17 protein-coding genes are annotated in these 19,431 nt (G+C 29.6%); 7 read left to right on the top strand and 10 right to left on the bottom strand.

Features of this window, described 5'->3' with window-relative positions; genetic code table 11:
• Positions 1 to 70 precede the first annotated feature (70 nt).
• The 8 genes from ELQ10_RS06940 to ELQ10_RS06905 form a co-directional block, all read right to left on the bottom strand.
• On the bottom strand, positions 71 to 2,587 hold the full coding sequence (locus tag ELQ10_RS06940; protein ID WP_134250393.1) for a CDP-glycerol glycerophosphotransferase family protein: 2,517 nt from the start codon (positions 2,585 to 2,587) through the stop codon (positions 71 to 73).
• Between the two features lies 1 nt (position 2,588).
• On the bottom strand, positions 2,589 to 4,217 hold the full coding sequence (locus ELQ10_RS06935) for a galactosyltransferase-related protein (RefSeq protein ID WP_070210345.1): 1,629 nt from the start codon (positions 4,215 to 4,217) through the stop codon (positions 2,589 to 2,591).
• On the bottom strand, positions 4,217 to 5,164 hold the full coding sequence (locus ELQ10_RS06930; RefSeq protein WP_070210346.1) for a KpsF/GutQ family sugar-phosphate isomerase: 948 nt from the start codon (positions 5,162 to 5,164) through the stop codon (positions 4,217 to 4,219). Before ELQ10_RS06930 ends, ELQ10_RS06935 begins: the two co-directional genes overlap by 1 nt.
• A 9-nt stretch (positions 5,165 to 5,173) precedes the next feature.
• Entirely contained in the window at positions 5,174 to 6,832 is a 1,659-nt protein-coding gene (locus tag ELQ10_RS06925; RefSeq protein WP_002922210.1) for a polysaccharide biosynthesis/export family protein, read from the bottom strand.
• A gap of 1 nt (position 6,833) precedes the next feature.
• A complete protein-coding gene (locus tag ELQ10_RS06920) occupies positions 6,834 to 7,952 on the bottom strand; it encodes a capsule polysaccharide transporter (RefSeq protein WP_002922211.1) in 1,119 nt (372 codons plus the stop codon).
• On the bottom strand, positions 7,952 to 8,614 hold the full coding sequence (locus ELQ10_RS06915; protein ID WP_002851179.1) for an ABC transporter ATP-binding protein: 663 nt from the start codon (positions 8,612 to 8,614) through the stop codon (positions 7,952 to 7,954). Before ELQ10_RS06915 ends, ELQ10_RS06920 begins: the two co-directional genes overlap by 1 nt.
• Complete coding sequence (kpsM, locus tag ELQ10_RS06910) at positions 8,611 to 9,393, bottom strand: capsule polysaccharide transporter KpsM (protein ID WP_002922213.1); 783 nt, start codon at positions 9,391 to 9,393, stop codon at positions 8,611 to 8,613. The genes ELQ10_RS06915 and kpsM overlap by 4 nt, the downstream gene beginning before the upstream one ends.
• 72 nt (positions 9,394 to 9,465) lie before the next feature.
• Entirely contained in the window at positions 9,466 to 9,873 is a 408-nt protein-coding gene (locus tag ELQ10_RS06905; protein ID WP_002874151.1) for a hypothetical protein, read from the bottom strand.
• Between the two features lie 76 nt (positions 9,874 to 9,949).
• Between ELQ10_RS06905 and ciaI the strand changes: the two genes are divergently transcribed.
• The 3 genes from ciaI to ELQ10_RS06890 are packed head-to-tail and all read left to right on the top strand — an operon-like array spanning position 9,950 to position 11,953.
• Positions 9,950 to 10,513 (top strand): intracellular survival protein CiaI, encoded by a 564-nt coding sequence (gene ciaI / locus ELQ10_RS06900; protein WP_002922215.1) that lies wholly within the window; start codon positions 9,950 to 9,952, stop codon positions 10,511 to 10,513.
• A gap of 35 nt (positions 10,514 to 10,548) precedes the next feature.
• Positions 10,549 to 11,238 carry a dUTPase gene (gene dut, locus ELQ10_RS06895; protein WP_002936466.1) on the top strand — a complete coding sequence of 230 codons (690 nt, stop codon included), beginning with the start codon at positions 10,549 to 10,551 and terminating at the stop codon, positions 11,236 to 11,238.
• Position 11,239: 1 nt separating this feature from the next.
• Complete coding sequence (locus ELQ10_RS06890) at positions 11,240 to 11,953, top strand: EI24 domain-containing protein (RefSeq protein WP_070210348.1); 714 nt, start codon at positions 11,240 to 11,242, stop codon at positions 11,951 to 11,953.
• Here the strand turns inward: ELQ10_RS06890 and tilS are convergent.
• Both tilS and rimO read right to left on the bottom strand, forming a co-directional pair.
• On the bottom strand, positions 11,936 to 12,901 hold the full coding sequence (gene tilS / locus ELQ10_RS06885) for a tRNA lysidine(34) synthetase TilS (RefSeq protein ID WP_134250392.1): 966 nt from the start codon (positions 12,899 to 12,901) through the stop codon (positions 11,936 to 11,938). The genes ELQ10_RS06890 and tilS overlap by 18 nt on opposite strands.
• Positions 12,891 to 14,210 (bottom strand): 30S ribosomal protein S12 methylthiotransferase RimO, encoded by a 1,320-nt coding sequence (gene rimO / locus ELQ10_RS06880; protein WP_134250391.1) that lies wholly within the window; start codon positions 14,208 to 14,210, stop codon positions 12,891 to 12,893. The genes tilS and rimO overlap by 11 nt, the downstream gene beginning before the upstream one ends.
• Before the next feature lie 73 nt (positions 14,211 to 14,283).
• On the opposite strand from rimO, the gene prfB reads away from it, so the two are divergent.
• Genes prfB through ELQ10_RS06860 form a run of 4 tightly spaced genes read left to right on the top strand, consistent with a single transcriptional unit; the run spans position 14,284 to position 19,424 of the window.
• Positions 14,284 to 15,381, top strand: coding sequence for a peptide chain release factor 2 (prfB, locus tag ELQ10_RS06875; RefSeq protein WP_134250390.1), 1,098 nt, complete (start codon positions 14,284 to 14,286; stop codon positions 15,379 to 15,381).
• 13 nt (positions 15,382 to 15,394) lie between these two features.
• A complete protein-coding gene (gene cysD / locus ELQ10_RS06870; protein WP_134250389.1) occupies positions 15,395 to 16,300 on the top strand; it encodes a sulfate adenylyltransferase subunit CysD in 906 nt (301 codons plus the stop codon).
• Complete coding sequence (gene cysN, locus ELQ10_RS06865) at positions 16,300 to 17,715, top strand: sulfate adenylyltransferase subunit CysN (protein WP_134250388.1); 1,416 nt, start codon at positions 16,300 to 16,302, stop codon at positions 17,713 to 17,715. The genes cysD and cysN overlap by 1 nt, the downstream gene beginning before the upstream one ends.
• Positions 17,712 to 19,424, top strand: coding sequence for an SLC13 family permease (locus ELQ10_RS06860; RefSeq protein WP_134250387.1), 1,713 nt, complete (start codon positions 17,712 to 17,714; stop codon positions 19,422 to 19,424). Before cysN ends, ELQ10_RS06860 begins: the two co-directional genes overlap by 4 nt.
• Positions 19,425 to 19,431 lie beyond the last annotated feature (7 nt).

The raw sequence follows: 19,431 nt of genomic DNA, 5'->3' as shown, positions 1-19,431 counted from the left end.
CAAACAACATCGTCCGGATATAGTAGCATCATGGAAATACTATCAAGAATTTGAAAAAATGTGTAAGGAGTTAGATGGATAAAATTGCTTGTGTAACTTTTTCTAAAGAATTTGCCTTAGGGGTTAAAAAATTATTTTTAAAACTATGGTTTTGTAGCTTCATTTTTAATTCATATATGAGATTATCTATATCTAAAACTACAATTCCAAATCCATCTTTGTTATAGTCAAAATAACCTTGAGTATAAGTATGTTTTGCAAATAACTCATCTTTATCAAATTGATAATAAATCACGGGCTTTTTTAAAACAGCCATCTCAAAAGCCACACTTGAATAATCTGTTATCATTAAAGATGATTCACAAAAAAGCTTTTGCATACTCATTTCAGCAGAAGGTATTATAATATAATTTGGCAAATTAAAACCTTCCAAATAAGGTCTAATTTGTGGATGAGGACCAAAAACTATTTTGTAATTATATTTTTCATGTAGTTCTTGTAATTTTTTACTGTGTAAAAAAGAACCCCATCTATAAAAATACTCACTTTCATAAAATTTTGGATTAAATCTTCTTTTCATTAATTTTTTACTATAAGAACCTACTATATATTCTCTCCAAGTAGGCATAATAAGAATTTGTTTGGTCTTTATTTTATTATTTTTAAGTAAAGCATCCCATCTAGGAAATCCCGTTAATTTTACCTCTTTGGGGGTAAATTTATAACGATTAAAATCTCCTGCTATAGAATCATACTCATCTTGCATTCCGGTAATAAATAAATCAATTTTTCTTTGATTCAGCCAAGAAGATAAATCATTCTGAGTAATTCCATGTTGCAAAAATACAAAATCTTTAGTCTTTAAAGTATTTTCTACCAAAGCTTCAAAAAAATACCTATCAATATGAGATGAAATAAGTTTATCAGCCTTAAAAACTAAATATTTAAATTTAAAACTTTTTGGATCAACCAGTTTAAAACCTTCTTTTTTTAGTCTTTTATAATCATGAGAATTTTTTCTAAGGACAAAGGCAATATTTTTATCAGGATGATTTTTCATAACATAACGATATAAATGTTCAGCATTATCATCAGCCCTAAAAGGCATATCAGCAAAAAGCCATAATGATTTATTCTTAGCCCTTCTTTTTTTTAGCTTTTTAATCTCATAAGAAATATTATAAGAAGTACATCTTTTTTCTTGATAGATTATATCAACCTTTTTATCGTTAATAAAACAAATCATATTTTTAGCATCTACAAAAAATTTAAGCCAAATTCTTCTTTCATAGATAAAAACTCGGTTTAAAAAATCATATTGTCTAATTTTTGAACAAATAATTTTAGCTGACTTATCATCAAAAAGCATTTTAACTTCATCATTAATATCTGCTGTATAAAATTTAATCAAAATTTCATCATTTTTATCATCTATTTGTTCAATAAAAACTTTATCTATGGGTACTTTTTCTTTTTTAAAACAATGTAAAAATCCCATTTTGTATAAAAACAAAAAAGGATTAAAATTAAATTTTATTAAACTCTGCTTATCAATAAAATAAAAAATTTGATCAAGTAAATCAAGATATTTATAAATTTTAGCTTGATTCATAAAAGATAATTTTTCAGGATGATTAACCAGTTCTTGCACCTGCCAAAATAGTTCATACAAAATAACATTTTGTATGAAAATAGGAATTTTATCTTGCTTTGCTACGAAATTTAAAAGCTCCAAATATCCTTTTTCTAAAATTTCCAAATAGTAAAATTTATTTTCATTTTTTTTATCTAAAGTGGAACTTTTATCAAATCTTTTTCTATAAAAATATCTTGCATTTTTTAAAAATACAGATTTTAGATTTAAATTTTTAAATAAATAAATATTAATAAATTTTCCATCTTCAAAATTTAAGATCAAATTTTCATCAAAAAAAGTATCTTTAAGATAATCACATCTTAGAAAACATGATGCAACAGAAAGTTGAATATTTTCATTTAATTTTATATTATCATAAACACTTTTTTGTCTTTTGAATTTAAAATTTAAAGCATGAGTATCTTTATATAAAATCTTTCTTTTTTCTCTATAAAAAATAATATTTGTAGCCACCATAGCTATATTATTTTGTTTTTTTAAAAAACTATCTACCTCATAAAAATAATCCCTATCTAAAAAATCATCAGGATCAGTAAAGGTTACCCAAAGAATATTTAAATCATTTTCTTTTAAATATTTTAAACCTAAATTCCTCGCACTTGCCTGACCGCCATTTTCTTTGTATAGATAGATAATATTTTTTGGGTATTTTTTTTGATATTTTTTAATGATATTAGCTGAATTATCAGTAGAACTATCATCAATGCAAATTAGATAAATATTATTTTTAAAATCTAATCTTTGATTGATTATAGACTTAAAAAAATCATCTAAATATTTTTCTACATTATAAACTGCTGAAACTATGACATATTTATTATAAGCTTTGTATTTTTTAGGTTTAAATTGTTTTAGAAAATTTTGCAGGGAAATTAACAAACTTTTAAAGAAGAAAGATATATTTTTTTTATGCTTTGCTTTTAACAACATATCAATTTCTAGCCTTTTTAGCTCTTAAATCCTCAAAAAATCCCTTAGGATTAAAAAACAATTTTCTTGCCAAGCGATAAAATTTAGTATGTGAAATCATAGCACCAAGATACTCTAAACCTAAAATTTTCATCAAAAATGAAAAAGGTCTTATACTCTTAAGCTCATGCAAATAAGGTTTATAAACAAAAGATCTTAAAGGATAAAAGCTTTTATCATGTTTTTGTGCCATCAGCATTTTTTCTTTATCAATGATGATTTGATAAAAAATTCCCTCATGTTCAAAACTATAAAGCTCGTTAATCAAATAATAAAGCATTTTATACAAATCATACTTATCATCATTGTTTTGGCTTAAAAAATCCAAGATAACTTTTTTTTCATCCTCCTTTAAAGTTAAGAAATATTCTTTCACTTGATAAAGTTTTTGCTCACTTAAATTTAAATCTTGTTTATAATCCAAGTCTAATTTTTTTGCAAAAAACCAAGAATGAGGTAAAATGCCTTTTTGAAAATAAAAAATATCACAATAATCTATATCATCAAATTGTAGTTTTATACTTGCATCTAAAAATATTTTAGTGATTTTTTCTTGTTGTAAAAAATTCAACAAAAGTTCATATTTTAACTCTTTATCTATGAAAAAATCACTTATATTTTTATAAATGATTTCTCCCACATAAACACTAATATCCTTAAAATCATAATTTTGATCTTTAAAAAGCATTAAAACTTTTTCACCTTTGGCTTTAAAAACTTGCAAAGGCTTTAAATCGTGTTTTTTGATGTTTTTTAAATGTTTATAAAAAAGCCGATGATTCTTATCTTTATTTTGCATATAAGCATTTTGATTGGGCTCTATATGATAAAAATGATACATATAAATTCCATAAAAACAAGCTTCATAACCAAGCAATGAAAACCAAGATCTAAAACCTTTAAAGTTAAAAAAATTCCAATTTCTAGCATCATAGCTTAAATTAGTAGGCATTTTTTCAAAACTCACACAAGCTTTTAAAATTCTAGCAAAAAGATCAAAATCTTCATAACCGTGTCCAATAAAATTTTCATCATTTCCGCCCAATCTTAAAAACTGATATTTATTTATCACAATACTTGAAGTAGAACTTGGAGCAAAAAATTTTACCCAAGTATTTTTTGCTATAAATAAATCCTCTTGTATCAAAATATCCCAAAATTCTTCATCGTATTGTTTTAATTTTTCATTAGCTTCTTTATTAAGATACACCACAGGTAAAACTATCAAAGTATTGATATTTTGAGAAATATTTTTAATTTTAATTAGTTTTAAAATTTTTTCAAAATTATCCAAGGAAATATAACAATCCACATCTAAAAATAAAAGAACATTTGAATGCGCACAACTTGCTCCTAAATTTCTGCATTTTCCTTGAGAAAAAGCTTTTTGCTCCATATCTTTAAGATAAATATGATGGTTTGCTTGGATAAAATTTTTAAGCTCGTGATCTTTAGATGAATATCCTTCAACGAAAATAAATTCTATATTCTCATCGCTTTGAAAAAATTTAGCTTTTTGAAGAACTCTTTCTTCTATGTAATGACGTTCTTTACTTAATCCAAAAGGAATAATAACAGATAAAAGAGGCATTAAACATTTCCTATAGCATAAAGCTGGATAATCCCTACAACCCTTTCTTCTTTCCCTACTATAATTTCTTTGATTTTATATTTTAACATGATCTCCTCTGCTTCACTTGCCATAGCATCAGCATCAACTACTTTAGGATTTGTACTCATGATTTCTTTGGCCTTAAAATCAAACCTTGGTTTATCGCTTGTCTTTAAAGCACGACGCAAATCCCCATCAGTGATAATACCCACTAATTTTTCATTTTCAAGTACCACACAAAGCCCTAATTTTCCACTAGTCATCACATCAACAAGATCGTTAAATTCGGTATCAGGATGCACTATAGGAAGGTTACTTGAAACCATAAGATCTTTTACCTTGGTTAAAAGCTTACGTCCCAAACTCCCCCCTGGATGAAAAAGGGCAAAATCATCAGGCTTGAAATTTCTTACCTTCATCAAAGCAGCAGCTAAAGCATCCCCCATAACCAAAGTTGCCGTTGTCGAAGACATAGGAGCAAGCTGCAAAGGACAAGCTTCCTTTTCCACAGCTATATTTAAAAATATATCACCTTGCTTTACAAGGGTGGAATTTTTTTTACCACACATTACTATAAGTGGAATTTTACGCTTTTTTATAGCTGGAATGATTTTTAAAATTTCTTCAGTTTCTCCTGAATTTGAAATAGCAATTAAAACATCTTCTGGAGTTAACATTCCAAGATCTCCATGCAAAGCCTCTCCTGGATGGATGAAAAAGCTTGGTGTTCCTGTGCTTGCTAAAGTAGCTGCTATCTTAGCACCTATATGACCTGATTTGCCCATACCACTAACTATGCAACGCCCTTTAGTATTTAGCATCAAATTCACAGCTTGATTGAAATTTTCATCTAAATTTTTAGCCAAATCCAAAATAGCTTGCGCTTCTTTTTCAAAAACTTCTTTGGCTATTTCAAGAGTATTCATTTTTAAACCTTAAAGATTAAGCACAACATTGGTTGCGATAGCAATTTGATAAAGAATTTGAGTTAACATTGAAAAAATTTGCAAATTCTCACTATCCACTTTTGGTAATACCAACACAGAATCGCCTGGTTTCATATCTATACCACTATGATATTTTTCAGCTTTTCCATTGCTTCGTATTACCAAAACTTTTGAAGTATCCGCTCTTTCTCCATAACCTCCTGCAAGATTAATATAATATCTTAAATCTTTGCCCTTATCATACACAAAAGCCCCAGGTAAAGAAACCTCGCCTTGAACTATGACAAGATTATTCTTGCTTGGTACATTAATAGTATCGCCATCTTCTAAAATAACCGAATTATAAGACTTTGGATTATCAATGACAATTTGACCCTTAGGCTCTACTTGCTTAGCTCTTTGAATAAATTCTAAAATCGTTTTTGCTTGTTGAGCTCTTATAGCTGCGCCTTGAGCTGTAACAGAACTGCTAGTTAAAGCTAGAGTTTCAAGCTCTTTAAGCTGAGCATTGATAAGTTCTTTTTGAGTTCTAGCTACACTTTTTCTAAATACTTGCAAAGCTTGCATGTTTGATTGCGGATTAGCCTTGATTAGTTTAGAAATATCTTCTAAAGTCGTTCCTTTACCCACAACTAAAGTTTTTAAACCATTATGCTCACCATTTACACTTATAGTTATATTTTCAGAAACATACTCAGGGTGAAATTCTACCTCATCTCCCGTTCTAAGTAAAACTTTTGAAAATTGCATTTTATTATAAGCACTGACATCAAGTTTATGATCTTCACCATAACTTTTTACGATAGCATTGGTTACGATAGGTTTAGCACCTGATACTCTAGCTAAGTCAGCTAAAGTTTTAATATCATTTGAAAGTTCAAAACGAAAAGGTCTTTGCACATCGCCATCAACAAAAGCGTAATTTTGAACATTTCCTACTAAGATAACATCTCCACTTCTAAAAGGAAAAAGATCCATTTGCCCTTTTAGCAAAAAATCATACAAATCGATATTTTTTATCACACTGTTATTGCGCAAAATTTGAATATCTCTAAAACTTCCATATTCTAAATTTATACCCCCTGCTTTATCAAGATATTGTATCACTGAATCCGAACTAAGTCCTTGATAAAGTCCTGGAGCATTAACACTTCCTGTTACAAAAACACTGACATTTTGATAAGCATTCATATCTGCATAAACAAAAACATTGCTTTTGTAGATTTTATTAACACGTGCTTTTATAACACTTACAAGGGCACTATTTTTCACACCTAGTAAATTTACAGCTCCTACTTTAGGGATAAAAATATTTCCTTGAGAATCCACCACTAAAACTTGCGAAAACTCAACAGCTCCCCAAATTTTAAGACTGATTTGATCACCGACTGCGATCTTGTAATCTGGGTTATAAACTCTTTGATTGTAATTTTTAAAATTTCCATTAAAAAGATGAGCACCAAATACTAAAATTTGATGAATTTTTGTAAGATTATTTTCTTTATTTGCTATATCATAATTTGAGCTTAAATTTTGATCTATACTAGTTGTAGTAGAACCTTGATCCTCCGCTGAAATGATTTGTGAAACATCAACAGCTCCAAAACATAAAATACAACTAAAAAATAAAATTAATATTTTTTTCATTTTAATACTTATGCTCCTCTATTATCATTTTAATAAATTTAACAATCCCAAAAATCAAAGATAATACAATAAACGCTGTTAAAATATCATAAATTCTTTCAGGATATTTTGCACTTTCTGGAATATCTGGACTTTGGATGATGACAAGTTGTTTTATTTTTCTTAATGCTTCTATTCTAGCACTTTCATAAGCTTTTAAAGCTGCTTCATAAGCTTTTTGCGCAAAAGTAGCTTCTATAGTTAAATCCTGAAATTTAGCAGCCAAATCATTAAGCTTTTGAGAAGAATTGTTAGCTGAAATTTTAGATTTTTCCCTTAAAAGTTGTTTTTTGATTGCTTCAATTTCTGCTTTAAGTGCTACTACTTCAGGTGCTGCATCATTCATATAGCTTTGTAAAGTTAAAAGTTTAGCTTCTTTTTGAGCTAGATTAGCCTCAATTTGCGCAACCAAACTTGCTTTAGTTTCAGCTTGCTTTAAAGGATCAAAAACTCCGTATTTATTTTGAAAAGCAATCAAATCATTTTGTGCTTTTTGATATCGTTCTTTGTATTTTTGTACTTCATTTTCAGCAAAAGCCATTTGTTCTCTAGCTGCTTTATGAGAGATTTCATTGATAAATTTTTCGCTTTCTTGCATAATAGCTTGAGCAATCAAATGAGCTGATTTAGGTGTAAAACCCTCTACTTCTACCTGTAAAAGTTTAGTGGTTTCATCCGTATGAACCTTAACTCTTGCTTGGTAGTATTTAAGATAAGATTCTATCGAGCTTGAATCCCAAATTTTAAAAGGCAAATCTATATGTTGTTCTTGATAAAGATTTTTAAGTTTGATTTTTTCATCCAAAATCTTTAACATATCACTTGATTCTATATAACCTTTTAGATAATTTAAATCTTCGCTTGCTGTAGAAGTACTACTAAGCAAAGACAAGATTCCACTTGTTTGAGCACTTTCTCCACTTGTTGATCTAACATCTAAAATCATCGTGCTTACATATCTTGGTGCTGCAATCAATGTATAATAAATCACAACAAAAATCATTATAAACCAAACAATTTTAAAAGAATCAAATATACTTAAATCTTTGATTTTTTCTAATAAAGTTTTATTTTCTTCCATTAAACTTTTCCTTGATATACAGCTATTCCTTCATCTACATCATCATAAACCGTAATTTGTCCATTTTTCATATAAATTATTTTATCACACCATTCTTTAATTTCAGCTACATTATGAGATACCATAATCACTTTTGATTTGCTTAATCTTTCTCTATATAATTTCACACTTTTTTCCCTAAAAGCAGGATCTCCAACAGCTCCTGCTTCATCAATCAAATAATAATCAAAATCAAAGGCCATACTAAGTCCAAAAGCTATCCTAGCACTCATTCCCGAAGAATAAGTCTTCATAGGCTCATCAAAAAATTTCCCAAGCTCTGCAAAATCTTCTACGAATTTTACTTTTTCTTGAAGTTCTTTGCCCTTATAACCATATACTCTAGCTACAAATTTAGCATTATCTCTAGCGGTTAAAGAACCTTGAAAAGCTCCATTTAATCCCAAAGGCCAAGATAATTTTTTATTAGTAATTATCTTACCACTATCAGGAAGCTCTGCCCCGCTTAAAAGTCTCATGAGAGTGGACTTGCCTGCGCCATTATATCCCATTAAACCTATACTACAATTTTCAGGAAATTCAAAAGTAAAATTTTTAAAAACGTAATGTCTTCCACCGCTAAATAAAGGATAGGATTTTGTTAGGTTGATTAACTTTATCATTCTTTTTTTGCCGCCGTTAGAGCTTGTCTATTATAGTAGTAAATAAAAAGTCCTATAAATAAAACAAGTAAAATCCAAAATATAGCATAAAAATAACTATATTCATCTTGTAAAGGATAATTCTCAAAAAAATTAAATCTTAAAAGCTCCATTATGTGAAGCAAAGGATTATAATAAAATATATCAAGTAAAGGACGAGGAGTTAACCAGGTGGGAAATATAATCCCAGAACTCCAATAAAACGCTATGCTAAAATAAGCTAATAAAGTTCTTAAAGGCTCTACAAAATGCCAAATAATAGCAAAACAAATCCCCAAAGCAAAAGCTGAACACATAAGCAAAAAAATACAAAATAAAACTCCAAGCAAATGAATAGGAAATATATCAAATCTAAAGAACCACCCTGCAAAAAAAAGCACGGTGATAAAAATCACAAAATAAATACAAAATTCAAGCAAAGTTCTAGCAATAAATACATGTATAGGTTTTACTGGTTTATAAGCAAAAAGAGCCAAATTTGCCTGAGTGCCATTCATAAGCTGAGTTACTATACTTCTAAACATAAAAAAAGGCATAATGCCTGAAATTAAAAACATAAAAATAGAAATTCCTTCAGGCATAACTTGATGATGATATTCCCTAATAACAGTTCCTATAATAGTCACCAAAAGCACAACACTCATAGGCTCTCCAACTACCCATATATATCCAAGATACCTATTTTTTCCAAATCTAGTTTTTAACTCTCTAAAAAATAAAGCGTGAATTACATTGAACATTTATTTTCTATACCTAACAATTTTACATAAACTATAATCATAACTCATTTTTTTAAACAAAATCATAAAAATTTATTTTTTACAAAACTCAAGTTTTTTACTAAGTCCTAAAGCATTGTTAGTAAATTTAAGCCAAAAAAGCTCTAAAGCATAAATTTTTGCACTTTTATCAAGTTTAGCAAAGGGGAATTTAGAAAAATAAATTTTCATTTGCTCCTTGCTTGCCATTTTAAACTCGGCCTTAGCTTGCACACCTTTTAAAAAGGCTATTTTGCTTTCTTTGGCTATATTAAGCGCTATACTTGAATTTTCACTAGCTAATCTTATATGCTTAGTATCTTCATGAGAAGCGATAATAAAAGCTAAATTCTTCTCATCAAAAACATAAAAAGCACTAGCTGTATAAACACCTTTTTCATCAATCATAGCCCAAGATAAAAGCTGCTCATTTTTTATAAATTCTAAAATTCTTTCATCCATATTGTAAAAATTATACTAAAATATTTTTAAAAATAACCGATTATAATTTTATAAACTATAAATATAAGGGGAAGAAATGCAAATTGATGCTAGCAGAAACCAAAGTTTTTCGATGGATTATACAACAAAAAGTGGCAAACATTTAGCCTTATCTATGTATGACAATCAAAGCGTAAGTTATGCAAATAATGAAGAAGGCAAGGCTCTTAATCTTAAGCGTCAGTATGGCTTTAGCTTTACTTTTGAGGGCTCTAAGCTCACACAAAATGATCTTGATGAGATTAAAAATGCTATGAAAGAAGTTGAACCTATGATCAAAGACTTTTTAGCAAATTCTAAAGTCGGAGAGTTAAAACCAAAAGAAATTATAGAATCAGCTATGCAAATGGCAAATGTTCTACCAACACCAAATGATGAAAACCATCAAAATGCTATTATGAATAATTTTACAAATAAACTCAGTGATTTACTAAAACAAAATCAAACAGATGATAAAGATATCAACACTTCTATGCTTGAAGATAGCAAAAAACTTCTTGATGAAGTTTTAGAACAAATGAAAAAACAACTTGAAAAACAACAAGAAAAAGCCAAGGAAAATCAAGATAAGACAGATGATAGTTTAAATCTTTACGCTTAAATCATATAATATTAAAAATTATCAAGGAGTTTTAAATGACAAATATCGAAATTTTAGAAAATATGCTCAAACTCCAACAAAAACTCAACGATGAAACAAACGGCTTAAATTGGGAAAATGGCTATACTAAAGAAGGAAAACTGATCAGTTGGAGACGCTGTATTTATATGGAATGTGCAGAACTTATAGACTCTTTTGCATGGAAACATTGGAAAAACATTTCAAGTCCAACAAATTGGGAAAATGTACGCATAGAGATTGTTGATATTTGGCATTTTATCTTAAGTCTTTTACTTGAAGAATATCGCGATAAAAACGGTAAAGATTTCAAAGCTATAGCTACAGAAGTCAATGCTGTAAGCGTGTTTCAGGATTTTTGCAAAGAAGAAGAGCATCCTAATGAGAGTGATATTTATGGTATTTTAAATGATATAGAGCTTATTATCCACAAATGCAGTGGTTTTGGATTTAATCTTGGAGAATTGCTTTCAACCTATTTTACTCTAGCTATTAAATGTGGGTTAAATCTTGAAATTCTTTATAAAACCTACATAGGAAAAAATGTTTTAAATATTTTTAGACAAAACAATGGTTACAAAGATGGTAGCTATAAAAAAACTTGGAATGGCAAAGAAGACAATGAAGTTTTAGCTCAAATTTTAGAACAAGAGCTTGATTTTGACACTATTTATAAAAAACTAGAAGAATGCTACAAAAAGGCATAATTTGGATATTTTAAAACTTTCGATCAAAGATTTTTTAAGTCTTAAATTTTTAAAATTTGCCTTAATTCCTTTGATTTTTAGCCTTGTACTTATGCTTTTTTTAGGAGTACTTGGTTTTTCAGCCTTGCTTGATTATTTTAATTCTTTATTTAGCGTTGGAGAGGATTCGTTTTGGGCGTGGTTTTATGCCCTTCATTTTGTGCAAATTTTAATCACCATCATAAGCTTTTTATTTTCAGGTTTTATTGTTGTTTTTGCTTCGGTTTTTTTAGCCCTTTTTATCACTTCTTTTCTCACTCCTTTTATCGTTAAAGAAATCAACCAAAAATATTACAATTATGATAATATAAACGAAGTTTCAACCCTAAAAACTATCTTTGAAATTTTTAAAATTTTTATAAAATTTATAGGGATTTTTTTACTTTGTACCTTGGCTTTATTTTTACCTTTTATCAATATTTTTGTATATTATCTTGCCTTTTATTATCTCTTTCACAAACTTTTAATGATTGATGTTGCAAGCACGATTTTAGACAAAGAAAGTTTTAAAAATTTTCATTCTGATTTTTCGCCTTTAGAGTTTAAATTTAGCACTCTTTGTTTTTATCTACTCTCATCAGTGCCACTTTTAGGACTTTTTTTGCAAGTGTTTTTTGTGATTTTTCTCACACATTTAGCCTATCAAAAAATTTTAAAACTAAAAGCTAAGGCTTGAAATATCGATTTTATGATTATATAAATAAGCTCTTAAAAGCTTTGGAATTTTGGCTATTCTGCACTCTTCTTTAAAATTTTTAGGTAATTTTTGACAAGTTTCGTACTCAAAAACAATAGCTTGTTCATTTTTATATACAAGTGCTATTTTACCACCTAAAACACAATCACCCTTTAAAAGCTCTTTTCTTTGTGCCGTACTTAAAAGTAAACCTTTCATTTTCACCGCTCTAGCGATCAAGCTTTCATTTTTAGGGCAAATAAGAAGTCCTTGAATTTCTTTGATATTTTCAAAATCATAAAGTTTTTTCCTATCTTCACTAAGATAAGAAAAGCTTCTTTTTAAACCTTGATGAAATTTACTCACAAAGGCATTAGAGAAATTTTTTCTTATATAATTTCTAAAATATTTTTCATTTTCATTACTTTCATCATGGAAATAAAAAATATCTTTTTCTTTTAAAAAAAATGAAATTTCATCTTTACTTATAAAGAGCAAAGGACGTAACAGTGTATAATTTTGGCGTTTTTCACACTCTTGCATACCTAAAATTTCAGCCAAACCTGCCCCACGAGAAAGTTGCATTAAAAACCACTCAAACTGATCGTTTAAATGATGGGCTAAGATAAGATGATCATAATCTTGCTCAAGACAAATTTTTTCAAAAAATTCATAGCGAAAATCTCTAGCTTTTTTTTCAAAATTACTTTGAAATTTAGGAGCGTGTTTTATAAAAATTTTTTTATGAAATTTCAAAGCAAGTTCTTTAGCTTTTAACTCTTCTAAATCACTATTTTTTCTAGTTTTGTAATTTATCATCACAAGATCAAAGTCGATCTTTTCTTGCATTAAAAGATAAAAAAGCGCACTAGAATCACTTCCATAAGAAAAAGCGAGTAAATTTTTACCCTTTTTTAAAAGGGCTAAAATTTCATCTTTAATTTGCATCTACTTTTCTTAAAGCCTTAGCAAGGAGCTTTTTATCAAGGTTTTGTAAAATTTCACATTCATAAATTTGCCCCATTTCTAAATTTCCACATTCACTTTCATTGATAAGAATTTCCCCATCAATCTCTCTATCCCATCTTAGATCTTTGGCTGCGATGAAAAACTCTCCCTCGCTACTTTCTCCTGTGCAAACTACTAAACGCTTTTGCCCTACTTCTTTTTCAAAACTTTTTTCTATCACTTCATCAACAATTTTTTCTATGATTTTAAGCCTTTTATTGATCACTTTAAAAGGCACTTGCTCCATATCAAAAGCGGCCGTATCTTCTTCCTTGGAATACGCAAAAACGCTTATCCTATCAAAACCAAAGTCTTTAACAAACTCACAAAGCTCTTCAAAATCCGCCTCACTCTCACCTGGATGTCCTACGATAAAGCCCGTGCGTAAAAAACTATTTGGCGCACTTTTCATTAAATTTAGCATTTCTTTAAGTCTTGTGCTATTTGCCCCACGCTTCATGATTTTAAGCATATTATCACTTATATGCTGTAAAGGCATATCAAAATAATTTACAAAAATTTCAGAAGCTATAATGCGTTTGATCAAAGCTTCACTCGCGCTCGTAGGATAAAGATATAAAATTCTAGCCGCTCTTATGCCTTTGATTTTTTCCACCTCATCGATTAAGCGTATAAGCCCATCTTTTTCACCCTTATCAAACAAATAAGAACTCGTATCTTGCGCGATAAAAGAAAAGTCCTTATAACCTCTAGCTACCAAATCTTTAAGCTCAGCTATAATGCTACTTATTTCGCGAGATTTTAACTTGCCTTTAAAACTTGGGATGGCACAAAAAGAGCATTTTTGATTACAACCTTCGGCGATTTTTATAAAAGCATGGGAATTTGAACCTGTGATAATACGTTTGGAATTTTCACTCTGCAAATAAGTCGAATTTGAAAATAAATTTGTTTTTTTAAGTATCATTTCATCGATTCTTTCATAATCACCCACACCTGTGAAAAGATCAACCTCAGGAAGTTCTTTCATAAGTTCTTCGCGGTAACGCTGCATCAAACAACCCGTAACCACCAAAAGAGAATCTTTTTTTCTTTGTTCGTGCAAATCCAAAATCGCATTAATGCTTTCTTTTTTTGCACTATCGATAAAACCACAGGTATTTACGATTAAAACATCGGCTTTGCTTGGTTCATCGCAAAGTTCATAAGCACTAAGGCGTCCTAGCATGATCTCACTATCGACTAAATTTTTATTACAACCTAAAGACACAAGATAAAGTTTTGACATTTTTTTCCTATATTAAAGTTTTCTTTTGATATAATTTTTGATTTTAAAAATATAATTATAGCAAAGAAATTTTATGGATAATTACGAATTTAGCGAACTTTTAAAAACTTTAAAAAACAAAGTCGGCAACATAGCCTCCATCATCAAGCCTGAAAATATCCAAACAAGGCTTAAAGAAATCGAAGAGCTTGAAAATTCTCCTTCTTTTTGGAGTGATGTGAAACAAGCAGGGATCATAGGAAAAGAAAAAACCAAAATCACCAATCTACTTAAAAACTATGAAAATGCTTTTAATGCACTAAATGACGCAAACGAACTTTTCGATCTAGCCAATAGCGAAAACGATACAGAAACGCTTGAAGCTTTATTTAATGATGCACCAAAACTTGAAGATACTATCACAAATCTTGAAATTTCCATGCTTTTAAGTGGGGAAAATGATGGTAAAAATGCCATTGTTTCCATTCACCCAGGTGCAGGTGGAACGGAAAGTAATGACTGGGCAAGCATACTTTATAGAATGTATTTAAGATTTTGCGAAAGAGAAGGTTTTAAAGTCGAAACTTTAGACTTTCAAGAAGGCGAAGAAGCAGGACTTAAAGATGTGAGCTTTTTGGTTAAAGGCGAAAATGCTTATGGTTATTTGAAGGCTGAAAATGGTATCCATCGTTTGGTGAGAACTTCTCCTTTTGATAGTGCAGGACGCCGTCATACAAGCTTTTCAAGTGTTATGGTAAGCCCTGAACTTGATGATGATATAGAAATTGAAATCGAAGAAAAAGACATAAGAATAGATTATTACAGAGCAAGTGGTGCAGGCGGACAACATGTTAATAAAACAGAATCAGCCGTGAGAATCACACATTTTCCAACTGGTATAGTTGTACAATGCCAAAATGACAGAAGTCAGCACAAAAACAAAGCCACTGCTTTTAAAATGCTAAAATCTCGCCTTTATGAGCTTGAACTCATGAAACAACAAGATAGTGCTAATGCTGGAGAAAAAAGCGAGATAGGCTGGGGACATCAAATCCGCTCTTATGTACTTTTCCCTTATCAGCAAGTCAAAGACAATCGCAGCGGAGAAGCTTTTTCTCAAGTGGATAATATCCTTGATGGGGATATTAAGAAAATGATAGAAGGTGTTTTGATTGCTTTAAAAGCAGAATGATAAAAGGATTAAAATGACTTTCAATCTTACCCATTTAAGACAACTTGAAAGTGAGTCTATTTTCATCATGCGTGAAGTAATAGCCGAATTTGAAAAGCCAGCTATACTTTATAGCATAGGTAAAGATAGTTCAGTGATGCTTCATCTTTTACAAAAAGCTTTTTATCCAGCCACTCCTCCTTTGCCTTTAGTGCATGTAGATACGACTTGGAAATTTAAAGAAATGATAGAATTTCGTGATAAAAGAGCTAAAGAACTCGGTATGGAACTTATCGTTTATACTAATCCAAAAGGCAAAGAAATAAATATATCCCCTTTCATACATGGCTCAAATATACATACAGATATCATGAAAACTCAAGCTTTAAAGCAAATGCTTGATTTATACCAATTTGATGCTGTTTTTGGAGGAGCTAGACGCGATGAGGAAAAATCGCGAGCAAAAGAGAGAATTTATTCCTTCCGTGATGAAAATCACACTTGGGATCCTAAAAATCAGCGCCCAGAACTTTGGAATTTATATAATGGACGCCATAAAAAAAGAGAATCCATAAGAGTTTTTCCGCTGAGCAATTGGACTGAACTTGATATTTGGCAGTATATATACCTTGAAAATATTCCTATACCAAGTCTTTATCTTGCCAAAAAAAGACCTATAGTTGAATACATGGGAACAAAAATTTTAGTTGATGATGATAGAATGCCAAAAGATTTAGCAAAAAATGCTAAAGAAGAAATGGTAAGATTTAGAACTTTGGGTTGCTATCCTCTAACTGGAGCCATAAATTCAAATTCCACAAGTGTTTTAGATATCATAGAAGAACTACTTCTAGCTACAACCAGTGAAAGACAGGGAAGACTTATAGATAGTGATGAAGAAGCTAGCATGGAAAAGAAAAAACAACAAGGATATTTTTAATGCAAAGTGTAGAAAATTATCTAAAAGAACATGAAAATAAAGAACTTTGTCGTTTTATCACTTGTGGTAGCGTTGATGATGGAAAATCCACTCTTATAGGAAGATTGCTTTATGATACTAAAGCTCTTTTTAGTGATCAATTAAGCACCTTAGAAAAAGATAGTAAAAAAATGGGGAATGCCGGAGATAAACTTGATTTTGCACTTTTAGTAGATGGACTTGCAAGCGAAAGAGAACAAGGCATTACCATAGATGTGGCTTATAGATTTTTTACCAGTAATAAACGCAAATTTATCATAGCTGATACACCAGGGCATGAACAATACACTAGAAACATGGCAACAGGAGCAAGTACAGCAGATATTGCTATTATTTTAATTGATGCAAGAAAAGGGGTTTTAAAGCAGACTAAAAGGCATTCTTATATAGTGAGCTTACTTGGTATTAAAAATTTTATCATTGCCATTAACAAAATGGATCTAGTTTCTTACGAAGAAAAAATCTTCAATAATATTTGTAAAGATTATGAAAAAATCATCCCTTATTTGCAAGAAGGTATCCAAACACATTTTATTCCCATTTGTGCTTTAAATGGTGAAAATATCACTCAAAAAAGTAGAAATTTATCTTGGTATAAAGGCGAAACTCTACTTGCACTTTTAGATGAAATTAAAATAAATAAAATCATTTGGGATGATTTTATCATGCCTGTGCAGTATGTTAATCGCCCACATTTAAATTTTCGTAGTTTTTGCGGAAATATAGCAAGTGGTTATGTAAAATTACAAGATGAAGTTATAGTCTTGCCTTCTATGCAAAAATCTAAAATTAAAAGTATCATTACAAATGATATTAAAGATTTAAGAACTTTAGATGAAAATGAAATCATTCCAAGTCAAAATGAAGCTTGTGTTAATATGGCCGTAAGTTTATGTTTAGAAGATGAAATCGATATTTCTAGAGGTGATATTTTGGCATCTATTAACCATGATCTTAAAATGAGCAATACTTTTGAAGCTATGATTATATGGATGAGTCAAAAACAATTAGATCTTAATGAAAATTATCTTATAAAAAGAGCTCACAATCTTTGCAATGTTAAATTTGATAATATTAACTATAAAAAAGATATCAATACTTTTAAAGAAGAAAATGCCTCAAATTTAATACTTAATGATATTGCAAATTGTACTTTAAAGCTAAATAAAAATTTAGCACTTAAAGAGTATAAAGATAATAAAACCTTAGGATCATTTATTATCATCGATAAATATAGCAATGAAACCTTGGCCGCAGGTATGATAATAAAAATTTTAAATTCACAGCAAAGCCAAAGAATTTACACTCAAGCTGAAATAGAACTTAACGCTTTTATAAGAAAAAACTATCCAGAATGGGGGTGTAGAAAAATATGAAAATCATAGTAGGTATCACGCTTTTAATTCTACTTATATTGCTCATACGCAACAAAATAAAGCCTGCTGTTTTATTTGGAAGTTTGGCAGGATTTTACTACGCTTTAGGTTATCTTGATTTTAAAACTTGGATAAGTTCTTATACAAATGATTCTTTAATTTCACTCATGTTACTACTTTTAGTTTCTATCGCTGTTGAAAAAACTATCATTATAGAGTGGGCAAGTAAGTTTATCATAGGAAAGAACTATAATCTTTCTCTTTTGAGATTAGGTGTAATTACTTGTGCGGTTTCAGCCTTTTTAAACAATACCGCAGTAGTAGCAAGCTTTATGGGTATAGTAAAAAACAATAAATTTCAAGCTCCTTCAAAGCTTTTAATCCCTCTTTCTTATTTTGCCATAGTAGGTGGTGTTATCACTCTTGTGGGAACTTCTACAAATTTAATCATCAATTCCTTTGTGGTACAAAATGGACTACCGAGTCTTAAAATGTTTGATTTTTTTTATATAGGTATAGCTTTAAGCATAGGAATGATTTTGGTTTTGATGATTTTTAGTAAATTATTGCCTCATTATGAAAATAAAGATAAAAATATAAAAGAACATTTAATCGCTTTAAAAGTTTTAGAAAATAGCTCTTTAATAGGTAAAAGCATAGAAGAGAACAAACTTAGAAATTTAGAGTTTTTATTTTTAGTAGAAATTCAAAGAAACAATCAAAGCATCACTCCCGTTTCACATAATGAAATCATAAATGCAAAAGATACACTTATATTTAGTGGAGATATTTCACAACTTGAAACTCTAAATAAATTTGATGGCTTAAAACTTGCAGATGGTTACGAGTTAAAAGAAAGTAAATTTATCGATGCAATCATTTCTCCAACTTCTAATTTAATTGGAAAAAGCGTAAAAGAAGCTAATTTTAGATCTAAATTTGACGCAGCTATTATTTCTTTACAAAGAGGAGATGTGCATATCAAAAAAATTGGCGAAAGTGTTTTACAAGCTGGAGATAGAATGATTTTAGCTGTGGGTAAAGATTTTATCCTAAGGGATAATTTGGCTAAAAATTTTTATTTACTTTCAAATATCAAACAAAACGAAAAACTTGATGCTAAAAAAAGCTTGTTGACCATAATGGCTTTTTTAAGTGTTATTGTTTTTTCGGCTTTAAATTTTATCTCTTTTACCAAGGCTTTGCTTATTTGTTTAAGCTTTTTACTACTTTGCAAATTTATCAAGCTTGATGAAATAAAAAGGCGTTTTCCTTTTGATATTTTCATCATAGTAGGCTCTTCTTTAGCAATTGCTAAAGTACTTGTAGATAGCGGACTTGCCAAAGATTTAGCTCAACTTATCACAGGTTTTTTTGGACATTATGGAGTTTATGGAAGTTTTATAGGAGTTTATCTTTTAACCCTACTTTTAACCGAATTTATTACCAATAACGCTGCTGCGGCCTTAGCTTTCCCTATAGGTTTTGCCACAGCTCAAGCCTTGGGAGTAAATCCTTTGCCTTTCATCTTTGCTGTAGCTTATGGGGCTAGTGCTGGGTTTATGATACCACATGGATACCAAACTCATTTAATGGTTAGCTCGCTTTGTGATTACAAAATGACAGATTTTATAAAAATAGGCGCCATTGTTTCTATCGTATATAGTGCTATAGTTCTCATAGGCGTACCTTTAATCTTTAATTTTTAGGATATTT

The organism is Campylobacter sp. US42a (assembly GCF_004379055.1).
GTDB classification, from domain to species: Bacteria; Campylobacterota; Campylobacteria; order Campylobacterales; family Campylobacteraceae; genus Campylobacter_D; species Campylobacter_D jejuni.
The sequence above is the reverse complement of the archived record's forward strand: the minus strand, read 5'-3'. Positions and strand labels throughout refer to the sequence as shown.

What these genes read in the sequence shown, in the direction of transcription:
- cysD (WP_134250389.1), top strand. Translation starts at nt 15,395, where the DNA reads ATGACTTTCAATCTTACCCATTTAAGACAACTTGAAAGTGAGTCTATT.
- cysN (WP_134250388.1), top strand. Translation starts at nt 16,300, where the DNA reads ATGCAAAGTGTAGAAAATTATCTAAAAGAACATGAAAATAAAGAACTT.
- rimO (WP_134250391.1), bottom strand. Translation starts at nt 14,210, where the DNA reads ATGTCAAAACTTTATCTTGTGTCTTTAGGTTGTAATAAAAATTTAGTC.
- dut (WP_002936466.1), top strand. Translation starts at nt 10,549, where the DNA reads ATGACAAATATCGAAATTTTAGAAAATATGCTCAAACTCCAACAAAAA.
- ciaI (WP_002922215.1), top strand. Translation starts at nt 9,950, where the DNA reads ATGCAAATTGATGCTAGCAGAAACCAAAGTTTTTCGATGGATTATACA.
- ELQ10_RS06935 (WP_070210345.1), bottom strand. Translation starts at nt 4,217, where the DNA reads ATGCCTCTTTTATCTGTTATTATTCCTTTTGGATTAAGTAAAGAACGT.
- ELQ10_RS06860 (WP_134250387.1), top strand. Translation starts at nt 17,712, where the DNA reads ATGAAAATCATAGTAGGTATCACGCTTTTAATTCTACTTATATTGCTC.
- ELQ10_RS06905 (WP_002874151.1), bottom strand. Translation starts at nt 9,873, where the DNA reads ATGGATGAAAGAATTTTAGAATTTATAAAAAATGAGCAGCTTTTATCT.
- ELQ10_RS06940 (WP_134250393.1), bottom strand. Translation starts at nt 2,587, where the DNA reads ATGTTGTTAAAAGCAAAGCATAAAAAAAATATATCTTTCTTCTTTAAA.
- ELQ10_RS06915 (WP_002851179.1), bottom strand. Translation starts at nt 8,614, where the DNA reads ATGATAAAGTTAATCAACCTAACAAAATCCTATCCTTTATTTAGCGGT.
- prfB (WP_134250390.1), top strand. Translation starts at nt 14,284, where the DNA reads ATGGATAATTACGAATTTAGCGAACTTTTAAAAACTTTAAAAAACAAA.
- tilS (WP_134250392.1), bottom strand. Translation starts at nt 12,901, where the DNA reads ATGCAAATTAAAGATGAAATTTTAGCCCTTTTAAAAAAGGGTAAAAAT.
- ELQ10_RS06920 (WP_002922211.1), bottom strand. Translation starts at nt 7,952, where the DNA reads ATGGAAGAAAATAAAACTTTATTAGAAAAAATCAAAGATTTAAGTATA.
- ELQ10_RS06925 (WP_002922210.1), bottom strand. Translation starts at nt 6,832, where the DNA reads ATGAAAAAAATATTAATTTTATTTTTTAGTTGTATTTTATGTTTTGGA.
- ELQ10_RS06930 (WP_070210346.1), bottom strand. Translation starts at nt 5,164, where the DNA reads ATGAATACTCTTGAAATAGCCAAAGAAGTTTTTGAAAAAGAAGCGCAA.
- kpsM (WP_002922213.1), bottom strand. Translation starts at nt 9,393, where the DNA reads ATGTTCAATGTAATTCACGCTTTATTTTTTAGAGAGTTAAAAACTAGA.